We start from the raw sequence: 21,150 nt of genomic DNA on the forward strand, positions 1-21,150 counted from the left end.
TTTTAAGGTAACGGCGATGTCGCACAATTAAAGGATTCTTATAGGTTCCAATTGAAATAGCATATTTATTTTTTGGAACTCTAATTTGTAGAGAGGAACATTAAGGTCGCGTGCTATGCCGCATAAACGTTCAATGTAAAATGGCGAACATTTTTCTCCAGCAAAAATTGCCGAGGGAATTGCTTTCATAAAAGGCATTCCTATGGATGTTCGGCCGGCAACACATCTAAATTCTTGTTCATATTGCCAGCTAGTTTGTTTAATATTCTGTAAAAACACTATTATATAAACTAACGTTAAGTCATTTAAAATTATCTTTTTTCTTCCTTCGCTGATTTGTTTACGTTTTTCTTTCAAAACCAGATCAACATAATTTACTAGGATATTAGTAATATCTATCCTTTGATCTGTATATTGAATCGGCAGGGTAGATCCAGCCAATTCAATATTGCCACTGTCTTGCAAATTGTATGATACGCAGAAACCCCGATGATTATTTGCGTAATGAGCCCACATCGGCATCGAGTTGAATCCTGTTTTTGTGAATGAAGCTGCTCTTGAGGAAAACATTATTTCATCACCAATTTGACCATCAAATGGACCCAGCTCTTCAAATTGACTTAAATCTTCGTTTCTATAATAAAATGCCTTATTATCAAATGGATCATTAAAATCTTTACTATCAGCAAGAAAGATTTTTTTCTCGGAAAGTGTGTTTAGTTTCAAGTTATTTAAATTTTCGTCATCGGTGAAGCTGAAGTATTTATATAAAACATCTGGGATATGCCATCTGGTAATCTGGTATATCCAGTGAAATACTTCATCTTTATTTGAAGAGATATTCAATAAATCGATAGCTTTGATATAATCCATTTGATGCTCCATCCGGTATTGTTCAATATCAAATTCATTATTTGTCATCTCATCACCCCGATCGGTCGGAGATATTGTCGTATCGAATTTGATTAGCACTTCTCATGCCAGTTCCTGTTTTCGAATGCCCAATTCATGGATTTAACTCCACCACGAGCTCTGATCACCAAGTTAATAAGTGAGTAGCTCTGTTAACGTCATAGTTACAAGCAAAAGGGCTGAACCTCTCCTACTCCTACAGATTGATTAGTCTCTGTCCAATTAGCCCTCAATCCATGGAAGTTATTAAGCTAAACCCATAGAAATTGAGGAAGCAACAGTCTCCATATGCATCGAATAAGGGAACATATTATCCTCTGTTATATTATTTTTGCCAAAGGGATTTTCGAGATTCATCGAATGCTACTTCGAATACCAACGCTGAATCAAGATAAATATTTGGAGTAGTTATTCTCGATTCTCCATCTTAATTCGTTCAACATGCAAAATCTATCCAAGTATATTTAGGACACTTACAAAAGGTTCTGTTTCTATATTGAACCGTTCAATTTTTCTCCGTAATAGATCAATTAGTGAAATATCCTGAGTTAGCACCATTCTGAAATCAAAACCATCCATTAGAAAAATTGATTTGTCCGGTTGTTGTTTCATCAAAGGAACTACATGTGGCGACCATCCACCAATTGATAAAAACAGTCCCATTGTTTGTTTGCCAGAACGCGAAACTTTCCCGTATAATGAATCTAATTGTTTCATATCTGTTATTTGACTTGTCCATTTCATTTCAACGAGGTAATGCCATCCATCCAGTTTGAATGCTCCATCGATTTGTTCTCCACCTTCATTGCGGCGAAAACTGTGCATAAGAGCAATATCATAGACATTAAAAAGCATATTCATTAGTTGTTCTAACATTAATCCTCTTTTCTGAGGATTATCCTTCATCATAACAAGTTCGTCATACATCATTAACAGAAGCTTCGATTGGTTTTGAATTTCACGTTCCAACTCTACCTTTGCTGCACGTTTTTCTTCCTCTAATCTCTTTCTTTCCTTCTCCTTTTCTTCTCTCAGAAGTTGTTTCTCCTTTTCTTCCATTATTTCCATAACATTTAGAACTTCCCTAGCTTTTTGGACGGTAGCTCTTGCAAGCATCTCATTTTCCGTTAAGTGAAATTGATTCCAGTTAGCGGCGATTTTTATCATCTCAATTATATTCATCTTGTACTGAGGATTCATATCTAATTCTTGAACGATTATAGCCCCTATGTCTCGTTTAGTAAGTGGCTTCCCTTCAACGTTACGTTTCTTCATTAAACTCGAGAAAAACTTATCACTTACCCCTGCTGGTCGAAGTATCAACTCATACATCTGTGTTTTCTTGTATACTAAAGATGCTATTATTTCTATAGCTAACTTTTTAATCTCAGGATTGTTATACATGATAATTCTCCTTGACTATGCTACTTTGAAACTTACCTCAATAATGTTATATAGTTACGCTCTCTTGTTCGATTCTACGCTAAAATAAAATATTATTAGTCTGAATACGTTCAAGTATAATTAATTCCAAATCTCACGAAAACAAGATATAGGTTATCGTAAACCTAAAAATCTAATATTACTTCTTGAGCTTTTTTGATATCATCTGTCCATCTACTACTTACATTTTTAGCTTTACATCGGAAGTATGCATCTCTCCCCAATAATAACCTGGTCTTTTCAAGATTTTTGGGAGTGACTTTGTTATCATTGGCTTTATTGTCTAGCCAACCCATAAAAAATATTTTGTCGGATTCTTCCACATCTTTTCGATAAACTGCTAGTTCATGTGGTCTGGGAATATTCTTCTTAATAACTTTTTGTGTTATGTTCTTATTAAATTCTAAGAAGAAATAAATTGGCTTAAACTTATTTATTGGATCGTATTGCAAACCGAGTATTCGGCATAATTCAGAATACTTTTCGCGTTCAAGAGTTGGGTCAATAACAAACCCTTTTTTAACATCCTTTTCAAAATAGAAGTTTTCCGCCTTTACACCGAACATTAATTTATAGGGACTTTCATCAAGAAAGAAAAACACATCGAAGGAAACGTTATTGTAAATGAAACCAAATCTGTACCTGTCTAGGTTTAATAGCCGCATATTATTATATAATGGTATAATCCCATCTAATTTCATGTTTCACCTACCGCATTTTCGATTCTTTTCATTGTTTTCGCGCATATTTCAACGTGAAATGACATAGGTCTATCATACCATGTATATGGACAGATTTGGAAACAAATAAAGGCTACCCTAAATGGCAGCCTATAGGCACTAAAAATGTTTGGCAAGTTGCTTCATCGCCCAATGGAAGCAAGAAAAAAACTGTCCAGCTTCAGAGGTATTCCTAGTGTAATATATGCTATGCGAACCCCTGTCGACTTTAGATTCTCAATAGAATTTCTTAGCCCAAATCAAACAGTAATTTTAGTCATTTAGGTTTTTGTTCTATTTGCAATCCCCCTAACGAAATTATCCAATGTACTTTCTTCATCCAACTTGCTGATTGCTTCACCGATGACTTTCGCACTATTATTTTTCCAGTTGAATATTACTTCTGGATCATCACTCTTCGGAGTAGGGTAAGCGTCAAATATTTTAATCACGTCGGAATATCCAAATGCTTCGCCAAGTACAATTGCGTATTGCTTCTCTAGTCCCGGAATAATACTCAAGAGATTTTGATTATTTGTACTTAGGATTTTATTAATAACATCGAAGTCTTTCTTATTAGTGATCCTATGTACTATAAAGGAATTACATTGTGATACTACTGTCGGCGACAATTCAGATGGTCTTTGACTTGAAATAATTAAACTTATACCAAATTTACGTCCTTCTCTTGCTAGTCGCTCTATGTAATAATTGCCCAGTTTATATTCTTCTGCGTCATCCTCATTTATATATCGATGGGCTTCTTCGAAAAGAATAAGAACATGATTTTTATGTTCATTATCTCTGTTCTTTGTTGACCACTCATAAATAAGCTTACTGAATAAAAACATAACAATATCTAATTCGTCTTTATTAAAATCGGCTTGAATTAATATAACCTCATCGTCACTCCGCAAGACTTCTTCAACTGTATTTTGATCAGTTTCAATCATAGAAATCAAATCTTCATCTTCAATTAGCCGCTCTATCCTGTTTATCATGGTTGCATTCCATCCATACCATTGCGAAAAGCTAAAGGTCTTGTTTCTCTCGTTATCCGCCCCTTTTTCCGCTTGAGTCATTAAGTATTTCCTTATTTCTGTGGGAACATCGGATAATTTAAACTTCTTTTCATCATTATTTTTGGCTCTTAACTGCTTTATTGATGCCTTGAGAACAGGAGCCTGTACGCCTTGACTTGCACCCAAAAACTTATAATATTCTGAAAAGTTTAGGTGGTAATGGGGTAATTTAAGTTCTTGCTTTGTGATAATCCTTACTTTGAATTCTTCGCTCGCAAAAGCTCGATCATATTCACTATTAGAGTCGAAAATAATAATTTTGGGATTTATCTCACTTTTAGAACCATCAGAGTTATTATAGATTCTGCGTTTAATCCCTTGAATTACCGAAGCAAGTGTACACGTCTTACCTGTACCGGTGTTACCAAATACCCCTAAATGTTTCCCAAATAAAATATCTGGGTTAGCTGAGATATAAATATTAGGGTCATTAAAACTATTACCCACTTCTATTCTCCACTTTGAACCAATATCCAGTACCGATTTTTGTATTCGTTCATTCACAGCATAAACTTCGCTACCGATAATAGGAAAATGGTTAATTCCAGAATCAAATTTTTTTAAATAATCATCATGAATACCAATCAAATCAGCTTCAATTAAAAACCGATCCGATGCATTAATGAAAATAGAGTTTTGGTCAAACATGTTTCTATCAAATATCTTTGTTATCCTTCCTACAACCTTTTTCCCACTGGGTAAAACTGAAAATAACAATTTATTTATAGATACAGCAAAATCTCCACTTCCCATAAATAACGAAATCTTATTTGCAATGTCTTTCTCTGTAATTTCAATTAGGACATGGATTCCTTCTATTTTGACAATTTTACCAATTACTTTGTCATTATTTAACATGAGAATGATCGCCCTTTAGATTCTTATATGTATTGAACAAGACGGCGTCGAAGTTTGTATCATCTGCATAAGGAATCAGAAACTTTACGATGTATTCAAAATTCCCAAGTATGTTTCCAGAAAAAATAATTATTCTTGAGTCTTCTCTACTTCTTTCAAATAAGCGCTTCTGGTACTCCGATATATATGGGCTATTTTCATCAAGATAAGAAAAGACTATCATATTAAAACTTGGATTTGTAAGTGCGTTCGTTAATATATCATTGACGTGTTCGTCTAAGAAACTATACCCCATAATTAGTAAGGTCGAGCTAGGCTTGTTGACAAATTCAATAAATTGCCTAAACATCTCACTATAGGGCAGATCCAACGAATGTTTCTTTTTACTCTGAACAGGATATATTATGCATTCAGGTAGAATGGTTTTCATATCTCCGTTTTCCGCAAAATCATACTGCTGTTCAGTAATCCCATATGGAGGTTTTGAATCATCAAACCTCCAAGATAACGATCCATGAAGCTTGAATAAATTCATGCTTTTTGTTTGAGATTTGTTCCCATCTGAATTATTAATGTGGAAGTCTTGATGGAAAATAGATGGCATGAATACTCTATAGTGGAAACCTGAAAATCCGTTATTTAAAGATATCCCCATCTCTTCAGCACTTTTCTCTATTAACAAGTCATAATTCAATGTAAATAGATTAACTCTTTTCAGCTTGATACTTCGAGCTAGTAATCTTTTCAAGAACAATTTATGTAAATGGTTCTTTCGATAATCAATCGTATTAACAAATTCTTCAATGAAACTATTTTTATATTGAATAATTAAATCATCTATCCAATGACTAGATTGTTCTTTTTTCAAGACATTAGCACAATACATCTTAATTTCGTATAATCTATCCAAAGCTACTTCAGGTTTTTCATCAACCAACTTCTGGATAATATCTGTGATTTGAGGCTCATCTTGAAACTGTGCATTGCGTAAAAGTGTTTTGCATTTTGACTCATCTGTTTGATTAATCGCCTTTGAGCCAGCATATATGGAACAACCGTTGCTCATTAATACATGTAAGTTTTCACTCAAAAGATACTTTGATAAAATTTCACTTCTAATAACTTCAGTTTTTTGGATAAGAAATTGTTCGAGCGCTTCTAATCCAATTTGTTTAACAGTCGGATAATTACGATGAAACCTCTCCCATGTATTATTAAGGAGTTCAGAAAAATTTTCTGTAAAATCCTTTACTAATTCATCACCGTTTATTGCCATTTCATCTGTTATTTCAAATAATTTATACACTTCTTCTTTTGGGAAAGATATATTATTTTCCATTTGATTATGAATATATTTCAAGATGACCCCTCCAAAGACTCATGCCTTCGTTGACATAACTTCGCAGCATCATTCATAATTTCCCATTATTTTATTCTATCATGGGTAAGGTCGGTTTTGGAAATAAATAAACTGCCGTGAGGGGCAGTTTATTTTTACTGTCGCTCAAAATAATTTTCTTTTTAACGATCAATGCAGAAGACATCCTTATCTTTCATGGCTCTAACTTTACGTGCTTCGCTCACGGTGCCCAGTAATTTGGTATTTGTTGTCGTGGTGAAGTGTCCCCGTTTACCTAGCATAATCGCAAATGTCTATGGCATCAAATGTTTAAATTGACGATGAATAGCATTTTGATTAAAAGCTTGATTAATGCAAAACGAATATTTTCAATATTAATATGTGCCACTGAATAGCCCGGTAGATATTCCGGTGCTTTTTGATTTACTCCGTTATTGAGGTCATAGTGTTTAATTTCAGTAGAAAGTTTGTATTTTGTTCAATGCGGTTCTATAGCCGTAAATATCAAATAATCTATAACGATAATGAAGTTGTATCTATATAACCATCTCCTAACGATTTAGGTATCGACTCACAGGGTCATTAATGATGCCAAAGGAGTTCATTTCGAGATGAAATGAAGCATACGTTCTCTTTAACGCTTATAGACAATTTGATATCTTAGAATAAGGGTCCTTATCTAATAGGAGATGAGGTGATTAAAGTGACTAGAATCTTTACATTATGTATTGTAAGAGATAATAATAAGATACTTGTTCAAAAAAGACATAAAAGTCCATTTAAAGGTTACTGGAACGCTCCTGGAGGTAAGGTAGAAATACAAGAATCCCCTAAGGAAGCCTGTATTCGTGAAGTAATGGAAGAAACAGGCCTTCATTTGGCCGAAATTAGGTTTCGAGGCGTTATGACCGTTTCGAACTCAATTAAAAAATTTGAAACTGGGGTCTTAATGCTGTTTGATTCTAGCAACTTTTATGGAGAATTGATTTCTTCTGACGAGGGAGAAGTTGATTGGATTGAGTTGGACAAAATATATGGCAGTAAACATGTTCCAGAGAGCATGATGTATCTGTTACCATACATAGTAGACTATGAGGGTATTATTACCGGAAAGTTAGTTTACAATAAACATATGCTAGAAGAGTGCGATATATCATTACAAGCTTAGAGGGTTGCTATCAGCAACACCTCTATTTTTTTGATATTTCAGGAAGGAATTTGTATTTATCTGTCTAATATTATGAGCATTAGTAATTAAGGGGGATATATATGGGAAGCTCAGGAATAGGTTCATTTGGTGATTTGAAGACGCCGAGTAACAATGAATTGTGTTTAAGAACCATGAAAGAAGTTCTGCTCGAAGAAGTGTCTCTATCCCAATATTTTGGTAATCATACAGATGTTCCACCAAAGAATCATCCTGTTGAAGTGAGCAGTTCTACTATCAATGGAAGAATTGTAGTAATTAGTTCGAATAATCTGGAGATAATCGGATATATGCCAAGCAGATTTAGTTATTTATTAGGGTGTATGAAAAAGGGGCACAATTATGTTGGAAATGTCATATTCAGCACGAATGTACCTATTCCGAAGGTGATGGTAAACTTGGATGCAAACTAATTTGAAATTTCTAGTAATAGGAGAAGTTTATACAGATGTTCACTTGCAGGCAAAAATTGAAGAAAAAAACATTGTACGATTAGGTGGTATATTTCATAGTGCAAGAGCATTACACGCCCATAAAATTGATTATTCCCTAGCGTATATATCTCCAAGTTACTTATCCAATAGCATCTCTTACTGGGCGGCACATTTATGCGCAACATCATATCATCAAGTAGGGGAAATACTTGACTGTCCAAATGTTATATTTATAGCTGATTCTGTAGAGGCAGGAGATCAAGGTTATAATGATATTTTAAAAGATCAACATAGAGTTGAGCTTTCGTTAGATGCATTAAGGAATGTAATCCAAACAGAATTACCAACAGATATTATTCTTTATCCAGGAAAATTCCCCTTGGACGTTGTTGTTCAGATAATCAGAGAATTTTCATGTAGATTCCATATTGACTGTCAATATGGAAAAGATCAGATATTAGAGTTACTGGATATTGAGTCAGGAATAGAAACGTTTATAATATCAACTTCATCTAGTTATTTTAACGAAGATTGTTTAGGTGAGATCCAAAGAGTGTCACCTCTTGTTGATTCCGGAAAGGTGAAATCAATCTTACTGAAGGAGAACAGAGGAGGGTCTCGGTATTATAAAGACTCTGTTTGGGTAGGAGCCCCTGCTTATCCAGTTGAAACAGCACATTCTGTAGGTGTTGGTGACTGTTTTAATGTAGTATTCCTTTCAAACTACTATAGAGGGAATGCTGTTAACTCCTCTTTAAGACTTGCTTCATACTCATCTGCTTGGTATGCAAGTACATGGAGACATGAAGAATTTTGTAGTCTAATAGATAATCTCCCTAGCGTTTCTGAAATTATGGAACTGAAAGGGAACCAGTTACATTGGGAAGAAAGAAAGTTACAACACATATATATAGCCGCTCCTGATTTCCCAGATATTGATGTTTCATGGATTGAAAAGCTTTATGATGCCCTTCAATATCACAATTTCACACCTCATAGGCCGGTGAGGGAAAACGGGTTAATCAGAGGAGATGAACCTGATTCTCAACAATTAGAATCTTATCATAATGATTTGCTGCTTCTTAATCAGTGTTCTATCTTAATAGCAGTATTATTAAATGATGATCCTGGTACATATGTTGAAATTGGTTGGATGGCGGCCAAAGGTAAGCCCGCTATACTTTTTGATCCAACAAAGTCAGCACGGAATCTGTTTTTAAGAAAAACAGCAAATAGAATTTGTTACACCTTAGGAGAAGTGATTGATGCAGTGTATGAATACACTTCCAGCAAGATAGAAGGTGCCATAACAAATGTATAATTATGACTCTTTATTAATGGCCTCAGGTGGTCTCGATTCTACTGTTATGGCTTATTGGTTGAAACAACAGGGGAAGCGAGTGCTTCCTTTATTTATCGACTATGGCCAACATTTCAAGAATGAAGAATTTAACACTCTAATTAAAGTTATTCCTCAAGAATACAAAGATTCAATTCGAGTTATACGAATAGGGGATGTCTACCGTTCCTCCACTTCACGAATGATTAAAGAACCAGATTTATGGAACGATGATGTAACTGCAGATGACCTGTACTTACCTTATAGAAACCTACTTTTCTTATCAGTGGCAGCTTCAGTTGCACAATCTGAGAACATTTCTGATGTCTATTCTGCTTTTATTAATTCGAATCATGCTAAAGAAATTGATTGCTCTAAAGATTTCTTTGATAGGTTAGGAACAATACTTGAGGACTTTGGAACAATTAAAATAAATATGCCGTTCCGAGATTATTCTAAAACAGAAGTTGCGGAATTGGGAGTTAAGTTAGGCGTCCCAATTGCAATGACATACTCTTGTCAGGCAAACAGTAAAATGCATTGTGGCGTATGCCCTAATTGCGTTGACAGATTAGCTGCACTTAATAGCTTATGATTATTTAAACCCTACGAGCTAATTAGGATAGACTTGACGCATGGATGGACGTATAGGGCTTTAGACGGAGATCCCTAGATGCATTTGATGTAAAGTAACATATTTCACTTCGGGAGTAATAGATTAGTAGCTGTTCAGCTCATTAAGGAAATCAAAAGGTAGAAAGTTAACAAAAAGCCTTTTCCGGATGAACTGCACCCCGTCAAGTAGACAGTACAAATAAGTAAAGTATTAGGCGGCCTTCGTCCTGTATTCCATGGGACTGAGGCCGTTTAATTTCGCCTGCAAACGCTCATTGTTGTAGAAGTGGATGTAGGCTTCAATGTCTTTCTTTAGTTCTTCAAACGTGCTGTATGTATTCAGGTAGTATCGTTCGCATTTCAGGGTCCCCCAGAAGGCTTCCATGGGGCCATTGTCAATGCACCGGCCAACGCGGGACATACTCTGGGTCATTTTCGCTCTTTTCAGCTTCCGCTTGAATTTCTTCGACGTGTACTGAAATCCCCGGTCGCTGTGAAGCAGGGGGGCAGCGCCCGGTTCAACCCTGCGTGCCTTGGCCAGTGTATTAAATACGAGTTTGTTGTTGTTTGAATGTCCCAGCACGGCGACAATAATCGTGTTGTCATGGAGGTCCAGGATCGTGCTGAGGTAGGCCTTCTTCCCGTTGCATACTTAAATTCGGTTACGTCCGTCAGCCACTTCTCATTTGGTACATCTGCCTGAAACTTGCGATTCAACAGGTTTTCGGCGACATGCTGGGGGATGGAGCGCTTGTAGGGCTTTCTCTTCCTGCGGATGACCGACTGAATCCCGGCGAGTTTCATGAGCCGCAAGATGCGTTTGTGGTTAATCGGCTTGTTCATCTTTCGGATGAGCTGGACGGTATGCCGCCGGTAGCCGTAAATGCCTTGTACCTGGGCATGAAGTGCCTGCATGTGCTGCGTCAACTGCTCGTTTTCTTGCTCCCGCAGACTCGGCTTGTGGCTAATCCATTTGTAATAGCTGGACCGCTCAATTCTGGCAATCTCTCTCAGAAAATTTTTTTGAAAATCGCTTAATCTTGCCGCTTCGACATAGAAATATCAAACCTTTGCCTCAATCTCTCAGGTGAGGGATAGTCTTTTTTATTTTTAGGAAAACGAATAGTAGTATTAAGCACTTTAATACTACCGCTATGATTTATAATCTCTCCAATCGGACTAATACAAATAATTCCTGATTCGTAAGCCGTATCGTGAGTAGAACACAAACAAATACCATTATTTACCGAATCATCTCCACAAAGATGTGCAGGGTATATATGAGCGGCTACTAAAGAGCTAAAATCATAAATTTCACACATTGCGCATTGATTTTCGTAGGCAGATAATACCTTTCTTCTAAAGTTTTTATCTCTAACCACCTTCCTGACTACCTCTTCTGTGTATTCTCTATCATCCGGATATGGCTTCCCATTCAAATATTCAAGTATCACTTGCCCTTCGTCGTTTTTTGTAGCAATCGGAAGGTAATCATATCTTTTTTTTGACATGTCTAAAAATCCAGTTGTACCTTTTGCATCAAAAATAATTTGCACCCTAATCTCGCCTTTATTATGCCAGTCTAGAGCCAAGCAAATCGGAAAATTAATATCCTCCGGAAGCCCTTCCAAAAAGTCTTCTCTTAATTGACGATTTCTTTTTTCACGTATTGCCGCATTATTTGCATGAATCAAATCTTTTTTCGTGAATACTTTACCAGTACAGTCGATTTGGTGCATATTACCCCTCACAATTTACTTAAAATATTTTCCGACCTATTTGATTAGTCTACTACAAAAATATAGTAGAGATAAAGTTACTCCCGCCCAGCCCATCGGCAGATGAAGTACTTGTCAAAATCCGCTATGCAACTGTCATTCCGCTTGACTGGAAAATTCGCAACGGATGGATGCAGAACGTATTTCCCAAGACGCTTCCCTACGTTCCAGGGTTTTACGCAACCGGAGTGATCGAATCGACAGGCCCAGGAGTGGCTGAAAGAGGTTGTCCAAGATGTGGATCTGGTCGTCGATACCGTTGGAGGGGATACCGAGACCAGGTCCATGGCCGTTCTGAAGCAGGGCGGAATTCTCGTCGCCTTAACGCAGCCTCCCTCTCAAGAGAACGCTCAGAAGCACGGCATCACTGCTAAATTCAACACCAAGTTTCCAACCTATGCGGACTTGCAGACCATCGCGCAATTGATGGCCGACGGTACGATCCAAGCAGAGATCGACTCCATCTTCCCGCTAAGTCAAACGAACAAGGCGCTGGAGAAAAGCGAATCCAAACATGGCCGCGGAAGAATTCTGCTGCGCATCGACTCCTGATTGCCATGCAATTACAAAGACCCCTTGATCGAGGTCTTTCCTTGCCTATCCGTACTCCCTATCCATCGTGCCGAACGATTAACACCACGTTGCCCTTTTTATGGCCCTGCTCCACATAACGGTGAGCCTCCGCAACCTGCTCCAGCGGATAACGGCGGTCGATGACCGCACGCAGCGCACCGGCCTCGATCAGTTCCTTCAAATAGGTCAAGTCTTCCGCATTTTCGTTTATGGTTCCGCCGACCACCTTCTTGCCGCTCGTCAGGTTGATCCATTTCCCTCGAATAATCGGCAAAGGGCTCACATGGAACGCTCGCAGATAGAAGCCGTCAGGTGTCAGGCGCTTGACGCAAACCTTGAACGGACTCTTCCCGACGGTATCGAAAATGATATCGTAGGCCGGACCGTCATCCGGTAACTGTTCTCTCGTATAATCGATGACTCGGTCGGCTCCGAGCGATCTCGCTAACGCCACATTCGACGTGCTGCACACTCCGGTCACTTCCGCGCCGTAATGCTTGGCCAGCTGTACCGCGTATGTCCCGACGCTGCCGGAAGCGCCATAGACAAGCACGCGGCTGCCGCGCCGGATGTGGCCCTTCCGGAGAAATTGCAAGGCCGTATAGGCACCGACCGGAACCGCGGCCGCCTCCTCGAACGTCATGTTCGCCGGCTTGAGCGCGACGCTGCCGGTCTCGGGCAGGCATTTGTATTCGGCATAAGCGCCGAAGCCCATTCCGCAGGCGGCATAGACGGCATCCCCCGGCTTGAATCGCGTAACGCTGCCGCCCGTCGATTCGACGACGCCCGCTAATTCGAATCCCAGAATCCGGACTCGTTTCGGCCTCCACAAACCGTTGAACAGCCGCGCCAGGAAAGGGTCCGCTTTGCGCATGCGCCAATCCCCCACCGCGGCAGTTGCAGCATGGATCTTAATCAAGATCTCATCATCCTTCGGAACCGGCTTGGCGACCTCCTGCAGCTGCAGCACATTCGGCGGTCCGTACCGCTCGTATACGATCGCTTTCATGCTTTCCTCCTCCATTCTCCCTTGCGGATGGCCCATTCGGCCACCGCGAGATTCATCACCCAGCCCGCTCCCATCAGCAGCGCATGGCTAAGCTCGCTCGGCGGGCCGACGATCAACTCCCCAGCCGACAGGGTCAGCACCTGTGATCCTGCGCCGAGTCCGATCGCGTAGCCGCGCATCATCCATGCGCGGTGCCGGATCACGTCACCCTGCCGGATCCTGGCAAAGCCGAGGAGGATGGACGCGACCATGGCTGACCCAAATAGAAGCCGCAATGCATACAGCAGCTCGCCGGTGCCATCCGGACGGGGATAGAACAGGGTCATCCACAGCCCTGAAAGCCCGACCAGCAGGCCGCATAGAACCAGTAGTTTACCCGCGATGCGGTGCCACCCCGGCCGGCGACGACGGAATCCGTGTACGAACTGGAACGCGCCCAATACGGCATAGGCGCTGGCGCTCAGGATATGCGCCACCACCGGCAAGGGAGACGCAAAGAACCGTGCGTTAGACGGCGTGATTTCCGCGCCGCCGGCCAGCGAGGTGAGGCGCGCGACACCGGCGACGAGCGGAATGACGCTCAGCAAGAGCAGCGCGGCGACAAGCCGTGTTGTCGAACCTTCCATTGCCGACGCTTTGATTTTCCGAGATGCATGTTTCCCTGACTCTGTGTGCTGCTTCATGAAGCTTTCTCTCGCCGCTCGGACCAGAGCGAATATCCGAGCCAAGCCAGACTTAATCCTACCGGCACAGCTAATATCCGATCGTACGGGTGCGGGACCAGCGAAGATAGAAGAAGAGGCAGAATGGTGCCGAAGGCAAGCAACCCGGACGCCCAGCGCGACAGGATGCCGGCACGGAACGTAGCGATGCCAAACAGCAGGCCGCCAAGCAAATACAGTACGCCTGTAGCCGAATAGACCGTTTCGAGGGCTCCGACATCGATCTCGCCGACCGTTCCGCCGGTGATCCCCAGAAAGCCCTCCGCGAACTTCGGCCCTTCAATCGCAAGCGGCGGCAACACAAAGGCTTCAACGAATTGATAAGCCATTGTGAGCGCATAGAAGAGGCTAAACGGGAGATAGCCGGCCAGACCCAGCCAACCGGTCTCTTCCACTTGCCTGGCGTAGATCCCCGCAACGCCGAGCAGGCTCAGCAAGCACATGGCGACGCCCAAGTAGTGGACGATTGCCCATCGAGCGGTGGATACCGACGATAGAACATCCGTTGGATGGATCGTCTGGATGACGATGAACAGGATCCCTGCCGCCATGGCTGCCAAACCTGCGCATCGGATGAGATTGGGGGCTGTTATCGCGGCACGCCGCTTGGCGTGCGGATGCTCGCTGCCTATAACGACTGCGGTTTGTCGATTCGCGTTCATGGGTTTGACTCCTTCTCCGACTTCGAATGATCGTGATCCGTATTCTCGCTGACCTCTGGACGATCCGCCTGCTTGGGGTCAACCTGCATGACCGAGACCAAGGGCAGGCCGAGATCGCGCAATTTCCTTAACAAGCCATGCAAGGCGGGCTGATCGGCCACCGGGCCGGAGAGAATGGTTGTTCCGTCGCATTCGTGGGTAAAGCTCATCCCCTCGAACCAGTAAGCCCACCGGGCTTCAAGGTGTCCCTTGAGGCGAATTTCGTACAGTCCAGGCGCGTGATCGTCCTCCGCTGATACGTGTGTTTCACTCATTCTGTGCCTCCCTCATGTTCTTCCTGCGGATGCATCTCCGCTTCGTTTCATGCGTTCCGTTCTTAATCAAAGGCTCTGTTAAACTGTGTTTTTGATTTTCTTATTGATAATTTAAAGGATCGAATCCAAGCGATTTGCACATTTGTTGATGTGGACAGACATTTAGACGGTTATAAGTAGCTCCCACTTACTTTCTCACATAATGTGATAGCGAGGAGGTGATGAGCATGGCTCAACCGATAACTATTGGGGCGAACAGCATAGCTAAGATCGGCACTCGTTTTTTTCTGATTGTCGAGGTAGAAGCGAAAACAACCGGAGTTGAAATTGATCCGGTTTTTGGCGTGCGAACAACTGCTCAACAAGCAGCGGCTCTTTTTCGCGCAGGGGTAAGACACACGAAATTCGCGGACTCCGATCCGAAACCGACTCGTACAACCAAGGTCGAGTTGAAAGGTGTACTGTTTGCAAGTGGGCGAATTTTCAAGGTTTTCGACGTGGAAAATGCGAAAATGGACATCTCCGTCCTAGTTCAGATTAACCGAGAACAAGCGCAAAGACTTATCCGAAACGGTACACGTATCATCAAGGTTTATAGAAAGCCATTCTAAAACAGTGAAAGAGACTTATACTCAAATCCATTGAAAACTGAAAATGTTGGCTGCGACTGTTAAATTAATCGCCTATCATGGCGGTTTTTTTTTTGATGAAATTCAACAACAAGATTTAACAAAGCCTAATCAAAAGATACACGTTCAAATGGTGAGAAGGCATCACCACATGTGGTGATGAATGTGGTGATTTTTCAATCGGGAGGTCTGGCGGGAAATAAGAGAGCCCCGGCAAAAATGCCAGGGCGGGGTGGTGGTTGCGTGAAATTTTAGAACAAATCGAGTTTCTCAGCCCGGCGGACTGCCGCCCGACGGCTGTTCACTTGAAGCTTATCGTAAATGTTCTTGGTGTGGGTCCGCAGGGTGTTCAGGGACACCTTAAGTTCACGGGCAATGTCTGGGCCGCTCAAGTCGGTTCCGAGCAGCCGAAGCACGTCACGTTCGCGTTCGCTTAACGGTTCGCTCAGCGGCTCGCTCGCATCCTGCTTGGCAGGCGTTCTCCCCTCGGAATGACCGAATGCCCCCAGGAGTCGGCGAGAATAGTTCGGGGTGATCCATCGTTTCACTGCCTCTTCCAGCAGGACTGCCATGGGTCGGCCTTCATCCACGAAGATCCGGACATAACCCTCCGGCTCGGCCAGGTTCAAGGCTCGTTCCAGCGGCACAAGCGCAGCAGGGGTGTCGCCTTGCATACAGCGAGCAAGCGCCTGTACGATCAGGATTTCAATCACGCTTCCCGTTCTTCCGCCTTCTTCCGCCGCTTGGAGGAGACGTTCCAGAAGTTCTGTAGCCTCTAGCAAGAAGTGGTTCGAACGGTCGCTCTTATGCCGGGTCAAGAGCACCCTGGCCAAGGTGATGTGCTCGAATTCGCGCAGGTAGCTAAGATCGTCCTTGGCGGACAGCCCCTGCTCCCGAGCCCAGTCAACGGCTTCGCCCAACCTCCCCTGCGCGACCCATACCCGTGTCTTCAACGCGGCAACAGGATGTACATTTAGGAAAAAGTCGCTCGCATACAGGTGTTCTGCCTCGTGGAGAAAGTCGAGCGCGCCGTTCAAATCTCCTTGGGCCTCCCGTATTCGAGCCATGGCGACGCACCAGCGATACCGGTATTGCGGGAACCCGGTGTGCTCGCCCTGCTCCTCGCTTCTCAGCAGATGCTGCGTGGCGGCATGCAGATCGTCATGCTCGCGGCAAAGTTCGCTCATTCCTACGTAAATATCTGCCGTTCCCCGCAGTGCAGGCTCGCCATGCTCCGCCGCAAGCTGCAATCCTCGCTCATAGGTACGCATTGCCTCGCGGAGTCGCCCCTGCGCAATCCGTATTTCAGCCAGAGCGATAGAGCCGTTGATCGCGTCGGAGATGGCCCCGGACAGCTGCACGCTAGCTATGCCATCGGCAAACATCCGGTGTGCTCCCTCGAGATCCCCGCTCCTCCAGGATGCGAGTCCCAGGAGCGCTGTTGCCGCTCCGCGCGGGAGATGGTCGTCCTCAGGCACCAGGTCGAGTGCCCGTCGGGCGTATGTCATGACGGCGGACACATCGCCCATAACCAGGGCTAGTCCCGCACGGTACACGGCGATCAGTCCCGGGAGACGGCGAAATTCCTCTTCGTCCACAACGACCATCTCAGTCGGCTGGGCTTGCTGTCGCTCACGCATGTCTGTCGTTGTCTCCAGCCACTGTTCGGCGTTGTGCAGTCGGTCCTCAACGGCCTCTAACTTGCCGCCGGCCAGTAACGCCCCGGCATACCAAACGCTGAGCACAGGCCTGCAGCGGACCAGCTCATCGGGGAGCGATATGAGCCACCTCAACATTGCAGCCTCCTGTCTGCTCCTGCGCAAGGCTGGTATGGCCAGTTCGACCAGATCCGCCGCTCGCGCGAAATCCTCGGCGGCCAGCGAATGGCGGATCGCGTCGTCCGCCGAGCCATGCTGCTCGTACCATATGCTCGCGCGCCGATGAAGCGCATCTACCTGATCGGGTTGATCCAACCTTAAATGCGCAGATAGAACCTCGGCAAAAAGATGATGATAACGATACCATTGGCGCCTGTCATCCAGCGGAACGACGAAGAAGTTGCCTCGCTCCAGGGACTGGAGCCGCGCGACGCCTTCTTCCTGGCCGGTGACGGCATCGCATAACGGGCCATGCAGCCGGTCGAGAATGGAGGTCTGAAGCAAGAAGTTCCGAATCGGGTCGGGCTGGCGCTGCAGAACCTCTTCGACCAGATAGTCCATAATGTACCGATTGTCTCCGGCGAATTCCCGAATGAACGCAGGGATGTTCTTGCGCCCCTGCATCGAGAGCGCCGCCAGCTGAAGCCCCGCAATCCAGCCTTCGGTTCGCGTCTCCAGAGCAGTCATTTCGTCTGCCGAGAGCCCCAATCCCATCACCTGATTGAGGAACGCGGCCGCTTCGCCGGGAGTAAAGCGTAGGTCGCTGTCCCGCAACTCGGTCAAGTGGCCCCGGGCCCGTAACCTACCCAAGGGAAGCTGCGGATTCTCGCGGGTGGCGATAACCAGGTGCATCTGTGGGGGGAGATGTTCGAGTAGGAAGTTGAAAGAATCGTCGATCCATTTGGCATCCATCACATGGAAGTCGTCCAGAACGAGGACGAATTTGTACGGGAGAGCCGAGATTTCATTGAGCAAGATCGTTAGAATCGATTCGGTTGACGGCGACTGCGGGGATTTGAGCGCACTAACCGTGCCTCCTCCAAAGTTGTCCTCAATCGTCTGCAGAGCAGCGACAAGGTGAGACAGGAAACGCGTTGAGTCGATATCCCCTTCGTCCAGCGACAGCCATGCGACACGTCGATCGCAACCGGCGACCCATTCGCTAGCCAGCGTAGTCTTGCCAAAGCCGGCGGAGGCGGAGATGAGGGTCAGCTTGCGGTCCAGTCCCTCGTTCAGCCGCTCGATCAGACGCGGTCGGAGAACAACCTTCGTACGCGGCTGGGGTACGTACAGTTTGGTTAATAAAATGGGCATATTCATGGATTTATACTCACATGCAAATGACTTCCGCCCGCATATTTCAACATAATGGATTGCCCCATCCAATGAGTTTATATCTATTATCATATCTTCACTTCAATCTTTTCACCACTGCAAGTTGCTTCAACTAAAGCAGCCGCTTCCACGTCATTGCGCGTAAGTAAATAATCGATGCAGCGCAGCGTTTCAAACACTCGGTATCCTGCCATCGTTTGACCCATGGCCAATAGAAAAGTAGATAGAATTCCGGCGCGACCGTGATATAACCTCTTTTAAATGAAGTGTAGTGTCTCTTCATATTTTCTTTAGTTTTTCTTTCACTAGATCTTAAGTTATATTACTTATGCTGAGAGCAGCTCCTAGATTTCCCTAGCAGTTCTGGACCGATCTTGTCGGCGTTTTTGGAGCTCCTTATGGGCCAAAGGGAAGAGGGATATCAAAATGCCCACAATACTGGTTGTGGACGACGACTTGAATATTCGCGAGCTCGTCTGTTTGTTTCTGCGAAACGACGGACTCTCGACGGTCGAAGCCGCTGACGGCCGGGAAGCGCTGTCTGTCTTTGCCGCGACGACCGTGGATCTTGTTGTGCTTGATGTGATGATGCCGGTAATGGATGGCTGGACGTTATGCCGGGAGCTTCGGCGCGCAAGTCCGGATCTCCCCTTATTGATGTTGACAGCCAAAGGCGAAACGTGGGAGAAAGTGAAAGGATTCCAGCTCGGCACGGATGATTATTTGACCAAGCCTTTTGACCCCATTGAGTTAACCGTTCGCGTCAAGGCTCTCCTGAAACGATACCGGATCGGCACCGCGCAAACCATACGAATCGGCGACGTCACGATCGACCGGCAGACGTATAAGGTGATGATAGGATCTCAGAGCATTTCATTGCCTCTTAAGGAGTTCGAACTGCTCTACAAGCTCGCCAGCACGCCCACTCAAATCTATACCCGCGAACAACTCATCGATCAAATATGGGGACTCGATTACACGGGCGATGAACGTACGGTGGACGTACATATTAAACGGCTGCGCGAACGTTTCTCGGAAATGCCGCATATTCGCATCGAGACGGTTCGCGGGCTCGGCTACCGAATCGAGGCGGATGCATGATCCGATCCTTGTATATACGGATCGTGCTGACCTTTCTGGCCACGGTGATCGTGAGCTTCATCATCGCTGCTTTAGCGGCAACCGCCGTATTTCATAAAAAATTAACCGAAGTTCTTTACAACGATGCCCTCTCGTTCAGCCAGGACGTTTCCCGCATTTACGAGATACTGCCAACCTCTGAAGCTGACTTGTACGTAAGCGGAATGGAGCAGCTTCATTCTTATTACATCCGAATTTTCGGAGAAACGGGCCAGATTGAGACTTACGGGGCGCTGAACGAAACCAATCTGAACGGATACGAAGGATCTTCCGTCACTCCGGAGCAAGTTAAGAGAGTGCTCGGCGGAGAAGTTTATCGCGATCTTCCGAAAAGCACGGCTCCGTTTTTCGTTGGCGTGCCGTTGCGGACGGAACACGGGACGAAAGCGATGTTCGTGCAACCTATCTATTCGACAGGCACCATCCTCATTCAATGGTCAATTACGATATTCGTGTTTTCATTGATAGCCGGGAGTGTATTCATTCTCATCGCCGCCATATTTCTGGTAAGCCCGCTCAAGAAGTTGACGAAAGCAACGAGACAGCTTGCCGAGGGCGACTTCAACGTCAAACTGAACATGAAACAAAAGGATGAGTTGGGCACACTGGCACGCAGCTTCGAGGAAATGACGCACGATCTGCAGCAGCTTGAGCAGATGCGGCGGGATTTTGTCTCCAACGTTTCACACGAAGTGCAGTCGCCGCTCACCTCGATATCCGGTTATGCCAAAGCGCTAAAGTTCGTCGACATCGCAGAGAACGAGAGGAGCCGTTATCTCGATATCATCATTGCCGAATCCGAACGGGTTTCCAAAATGAGCGACAACCTGCTCAAGCTGGCGATGCTGGAAGCGCGGCAGCATCCGTTGAGTACGGTCACATACAGGCTTGACGAGCAGATTCGCAAAGTAATCATCGTCAGCCAGCCCTTATGGTCGGCCCGCAGCATCCATTTGGAGCCCGATTTGCCGAATGCGATCATCACGGCCGATCAAGACCAATTGAATCAGGTATGGACCAATCTGCTTGGCAATAGCATCAAGTTCTCGCCGGATGTCGGCACGATTTCCGTAAGCATCCAACCAGGTATCCAAGAAGTTTCCGTCCGTTTTGTCGACAACGGAATCGGCATTTCAACCGAGGATCAGAGAAGAATATTCGAACGTTTTTTTAAAGCCGACCGCTCGCACAATCGTAAGATCCAAGGCAGCGGCCTGGGACTCGCCATCGTCAAGCAGATCGTATCGCTGCATCAAGGTGATATCCGGGTCGAGAGCGAGCTCGGCCGGGGTACGACCATTGTCGTCACGTTGCCGGTTGTTCCGCCGACCGTATAGCATTTGAAGTATTGACCAAATGAA

At 44.4% G+C, this 21,150-nt stretch carries 20 protein-coding genes and 2 pseudogenes; 8 read left to right on the forward strand and 14 right to left on the reverse strand.

The annotated features are described in order from the left end of the window. Positions 1-27: 27 nt before the first annotated feature. From H7C19_RS05105 to H7C19_RS05125, 5 genes are all read right to left on the reverse strand, one after another. Positions 28-921 (reverse strand): DUF2971 domain-containing protein, encoded by an 894-nt coding sequence (locus H7C19_RS05105; protein WP_185141495.1) that lies wholly within the window; start codon positions 919-921, stop codon positions 28-30. Positions 922-1,362: 441 nt separating this feature from the next. Continuing rightward, positions 1,363-2,316 carry a hypothetical protein gene (locus H7C19_RS05110; RefSeq protein WP_185141496.1) on the reverse strand — a complete coding sequence of 318 codons (954 nt, stop codon included), beginning with the start codon at positions 2,314-2,316 and terminating at the stop codon, positions 1,363-1,365. Positions 2,317-2,480: 164 nt separating this feature from the next. Then, complete coding sequence (locus H7C19_RS05115; protein ID WP_185141497.1) at positions 2,481-3,056, reverse strand: DUF6037 family protein; 576 nt, start codon at positions 3,054-3,056, stop codon at positions 2,481-2,483. Between the two features lie 299 nt (positions 3,057-3,355). Then, positions 3,356-5,014, reverse strand: coding sequence for an ATP-binding protein (locus tag H7C19_RS05120; protein WP_185141498.1), 1,659 nt, complete (start codon positions 5,012-5,014; stop codon positions 3,356-3,358). Next, complete coding sequence (locus tag H7C19_RS05125) at positions 5,004-6,374, reverse strand: SIR2 family protein (protein ID WP_185141499.1); 1,371 nt, start codon at positions 6,372-6,374, stop codon at positions 5,004-5,006. The genes H7C19_RS05120 and H7C19_RS05125 overlap by 11 nt, the downstream gene beginning before the upstream one ends. Positions 6,375-7,068: 694 nt before the next feature. Between H7C19_RS05125 and H7C19_RS05130 the strand changes: the two genes are divergently transcribed. From H7C19_RS05130 to H7C19_RS05145, 4 genes are all read left to right on the forward strand, one after another. Continuing rightward, positions 7,069-7,542, forward strand: coding sequence for an NUDIX hydrolase (locus H7C19_RS05130; RefSeq protein ID WP_185141500.1), 474 nt, complete (start codon positions 7,069-7,071; stop codon positions 7,540-7,542). Between the two features lie 173 nt (positions 7,543-7,715). Further along, positions 7,716-7,994 (forward strand): hypothetical protein, encoded by a 279-nt coding sequence (locus tag H7C19_RS05135; RefSeq protein WP_221469041.1) that lies wholly within the window; start codon positions 7,716-7,718, stop codon positions 7,992-7,994. Further along, on the forward strand, positions 7,984-9,336 hold the full coding sequence (locus tag H7C19_RS05140) for a nucleoside 2-deoxyribosyltransferase (RefSeq protein ID WP_221469042.1): 1,353 nt from the start codon (positions 7,984-7,986) through the stop codon (positions 9,334-9,336). The genes H7C19_RS05135 and H7C19_RS05140 overlap by 11 nt, the downstream gene beginning before the upstream one ends. Then, positions 9,329-9,949: a 7-cyano-7-deazaguanine synthase gene (locus H7C19_RS05145; protein ID WP_185141503.1), complete on the forward strand. Its 621-nt coding sequence runs from the start codon at positions 9,329-9,331 to the stop codon at positions 9,947-9,949. Before H7C19_RS05140 ends, H7C19_RS05145 begins: the two co-directional genes overlap by 8 nt. A 231-nt stretch (positions 9,950-10,180) precedes the next feature. On the opposite strand, the pseudogene H7C19_RS05150 reads toward H7C19_RS05145, so the two are convergent. The 3 genes and pseudogenes from H7C19_RS05150 to H7C19_RS05160 all read right to left on the reverse strand — a co-directional run. Further along, positions 10,181-10,603: pseudogene (locus tag H7C19_RS05150) on the reverse strand (transposase); the annotation flags it as partial. 188 nt (positions 10,604-10,791) lie between these two features. Beyond that, positions 10,792-10,884, reverse strand: a pseudogene (locus H7C19_RS35645) (hypothetical protein); the annotation flags it as partial. 119 nt (positions 10,885-11,003) lie between these two features. Next, a complete protein-coding gene (locus H7C19_RS05160; RefSeq protein ID WP_185141504.1) occupies positions 11,004-11,708 on the reverse strand; it encodes an HNH endonuclease in 705 nt (234 codons plus the stop codon). Between the two features lie 276 nt (positions 11,709-11,984). Here H7C19_RS05160 and H7C19_RS05165 point away from each other — a divergent pair, with 276 nt between their 5' ends. Beyond that, positions 11,985-12,299 (forward strand): zinc-binding dehydrogenase, encoded by a 315-nt coding sequence (locus tag H7C19_RS05165; protein WP_185141505.1) that lies wholly within the window; start codon positions 11,985-11,987, stop codon positions 12,297-12,299. 58 nt (positions 12,300-12,357) lie between these two features. On the opposite strand, the gene H7C19_RS05170 is transcribed toward H7C19_RS05165, so the two are convergent. The 4 genes from H7C19_RS05170 to H7C19_RS05185 are packed head-to-tail and all read right to left on the reverse strand — an operon-like array spanning position 12,358 to position 15,027. Beyond that, positions 12,358-13,329 carry an NAD(P)-dependent alcohol dehydrogenase gene (locus H7C19_RS05170; protein WP_185141506.1) on the reverse strand — a complete coding sequence of 324 codons (972 nt, stop codon included), beginning with the start codon at positions 13,327-13,329 and terminating at the stop codon, positions 12,358-12,360. Next, the gene (locus H7C19_RS05175; RefSeq protein WP_221469043.1) at positions 13,326-14,012 is read right to left on the reverse strand and encodes a DUF2306 domain-containing protein; all 687 of its coding nucleotides are present in this window, start codon (positions 14,010-14,012) and stop codon (positions 13,326-13,328) included. The genes H7C19_RS05170 and H7C19_RS05175 overlap by 4 nt, the downstream gene beginning before the upstream one ends. Beyond that, positions 14,009-14,713, reverse strand: coding sequence for a hypothetical protein (locus H7C19_RS05180; RefSeq protein ID WP_221469044.1), 705 nt, complete (start codon positions 14,711-14,713; stop codon positions 14,009-14,011). Before H7C19_RS05180 ends, H7C19_RS05175 begins: the two co-directional genes overlap by 4 nt. After that, positions 14,710-15,027 (reverse strand): DUF8691 family protein, encoded by a 318-nt coding sequence (locus tag H7C19_RS05185; RefSeq protein ID WP_185141507.1) that lies wholly within the window; start codon positions 15,025-15,027, stop codon positions 14,710-14,712. Before H7C19_RS05185 ends, H7C19_RS05180 begins: the two co-directional genes overlap by 4 nt. A gap of 227 nt (positions 15,028-15,254) precedes the next feature. On the opposite strand from H7C19_RS05185, the gene H7C19_RS05190 reads away from it, so the two are divergent. Next, positions 15,255-15,638 (forward strand): hypothetical protein, encoded by a 384-nt coding sequence (locus tag H7C19_RS05190; protein WP_246469311.1) that lies wholly within the window; start codon positions 15,255-15,257, stop codon positions 15,636-15,638. A gap of 269 nt (positions 15,639-15,907) precedes the next feature. Here the strand turns inward: H7C19_RS05190 and H7C19_RS05195 are convergent, their stop codons facing one another. Continuing rightward, positions 15,908-18,634 (reverse strand): winged helix-turn-helix domain-containing protein, encoded by a 2,727-nt coding sequence (locus H7C19_RS05195; RefSeq protein WP_185141509.1) that lies wholly within the window; start codon positions 18,632-18,634, stop codon positions 15,908-15,910. A gap of 83 nt (positions 18,635-18,717) precedes the next feature. Then, the gene (locus H7C19_RS34165) at positions 18,718-18,855 is read right to left on the reverse strand and encodes a hypothetical protein (protein ID WP_221469045.1); all 138 of its coding nucleotides are present in this window, start codon (positions 18,853-18,855) and stop codon (positions 18,718-18,720) included. 220 nt (positions 18,856-19,075) lie between these two features. Here H7C19_RS34165 and H7C19_RS05200 point away from each other — a divergent pair, with 220 nt between their 5' ends. Then, on the forward strand, positions 19,076-19,750 hold the full coding sequence (locus H7C19_RS05200) for a response regulator transcription factor (protein ID WP_185141510.1): 675 nt from the start codon (positions 19,076-19,078) through the stop codon (positions 19,748-19,750). Beyond that, entirely contained in the window at positions 19,747-21,126 is a 1,380-nt protein-coding gene (locus tag H7C19_RS05205) for a sensor histidine kinase (protein WP_185141511.1), read from the forward strand. The genes H7C19_RS05200 and H7C19_RS05205 overlap by 4 nt, the downstream gene beginning before the upstream one ends. The last annotated feature ends 24 nt before the right edge of the window (positions 21,127-21,150 follow it).

This window comes from Cohnella nanjingensis (assembly GCF_014212125.1).
Classification (GTDB): Bacteria; Bacillota; Bacilli; order Paenibacillales; family Paenibacillaceae; genus Cohnella; species Cohnella nanjingensis.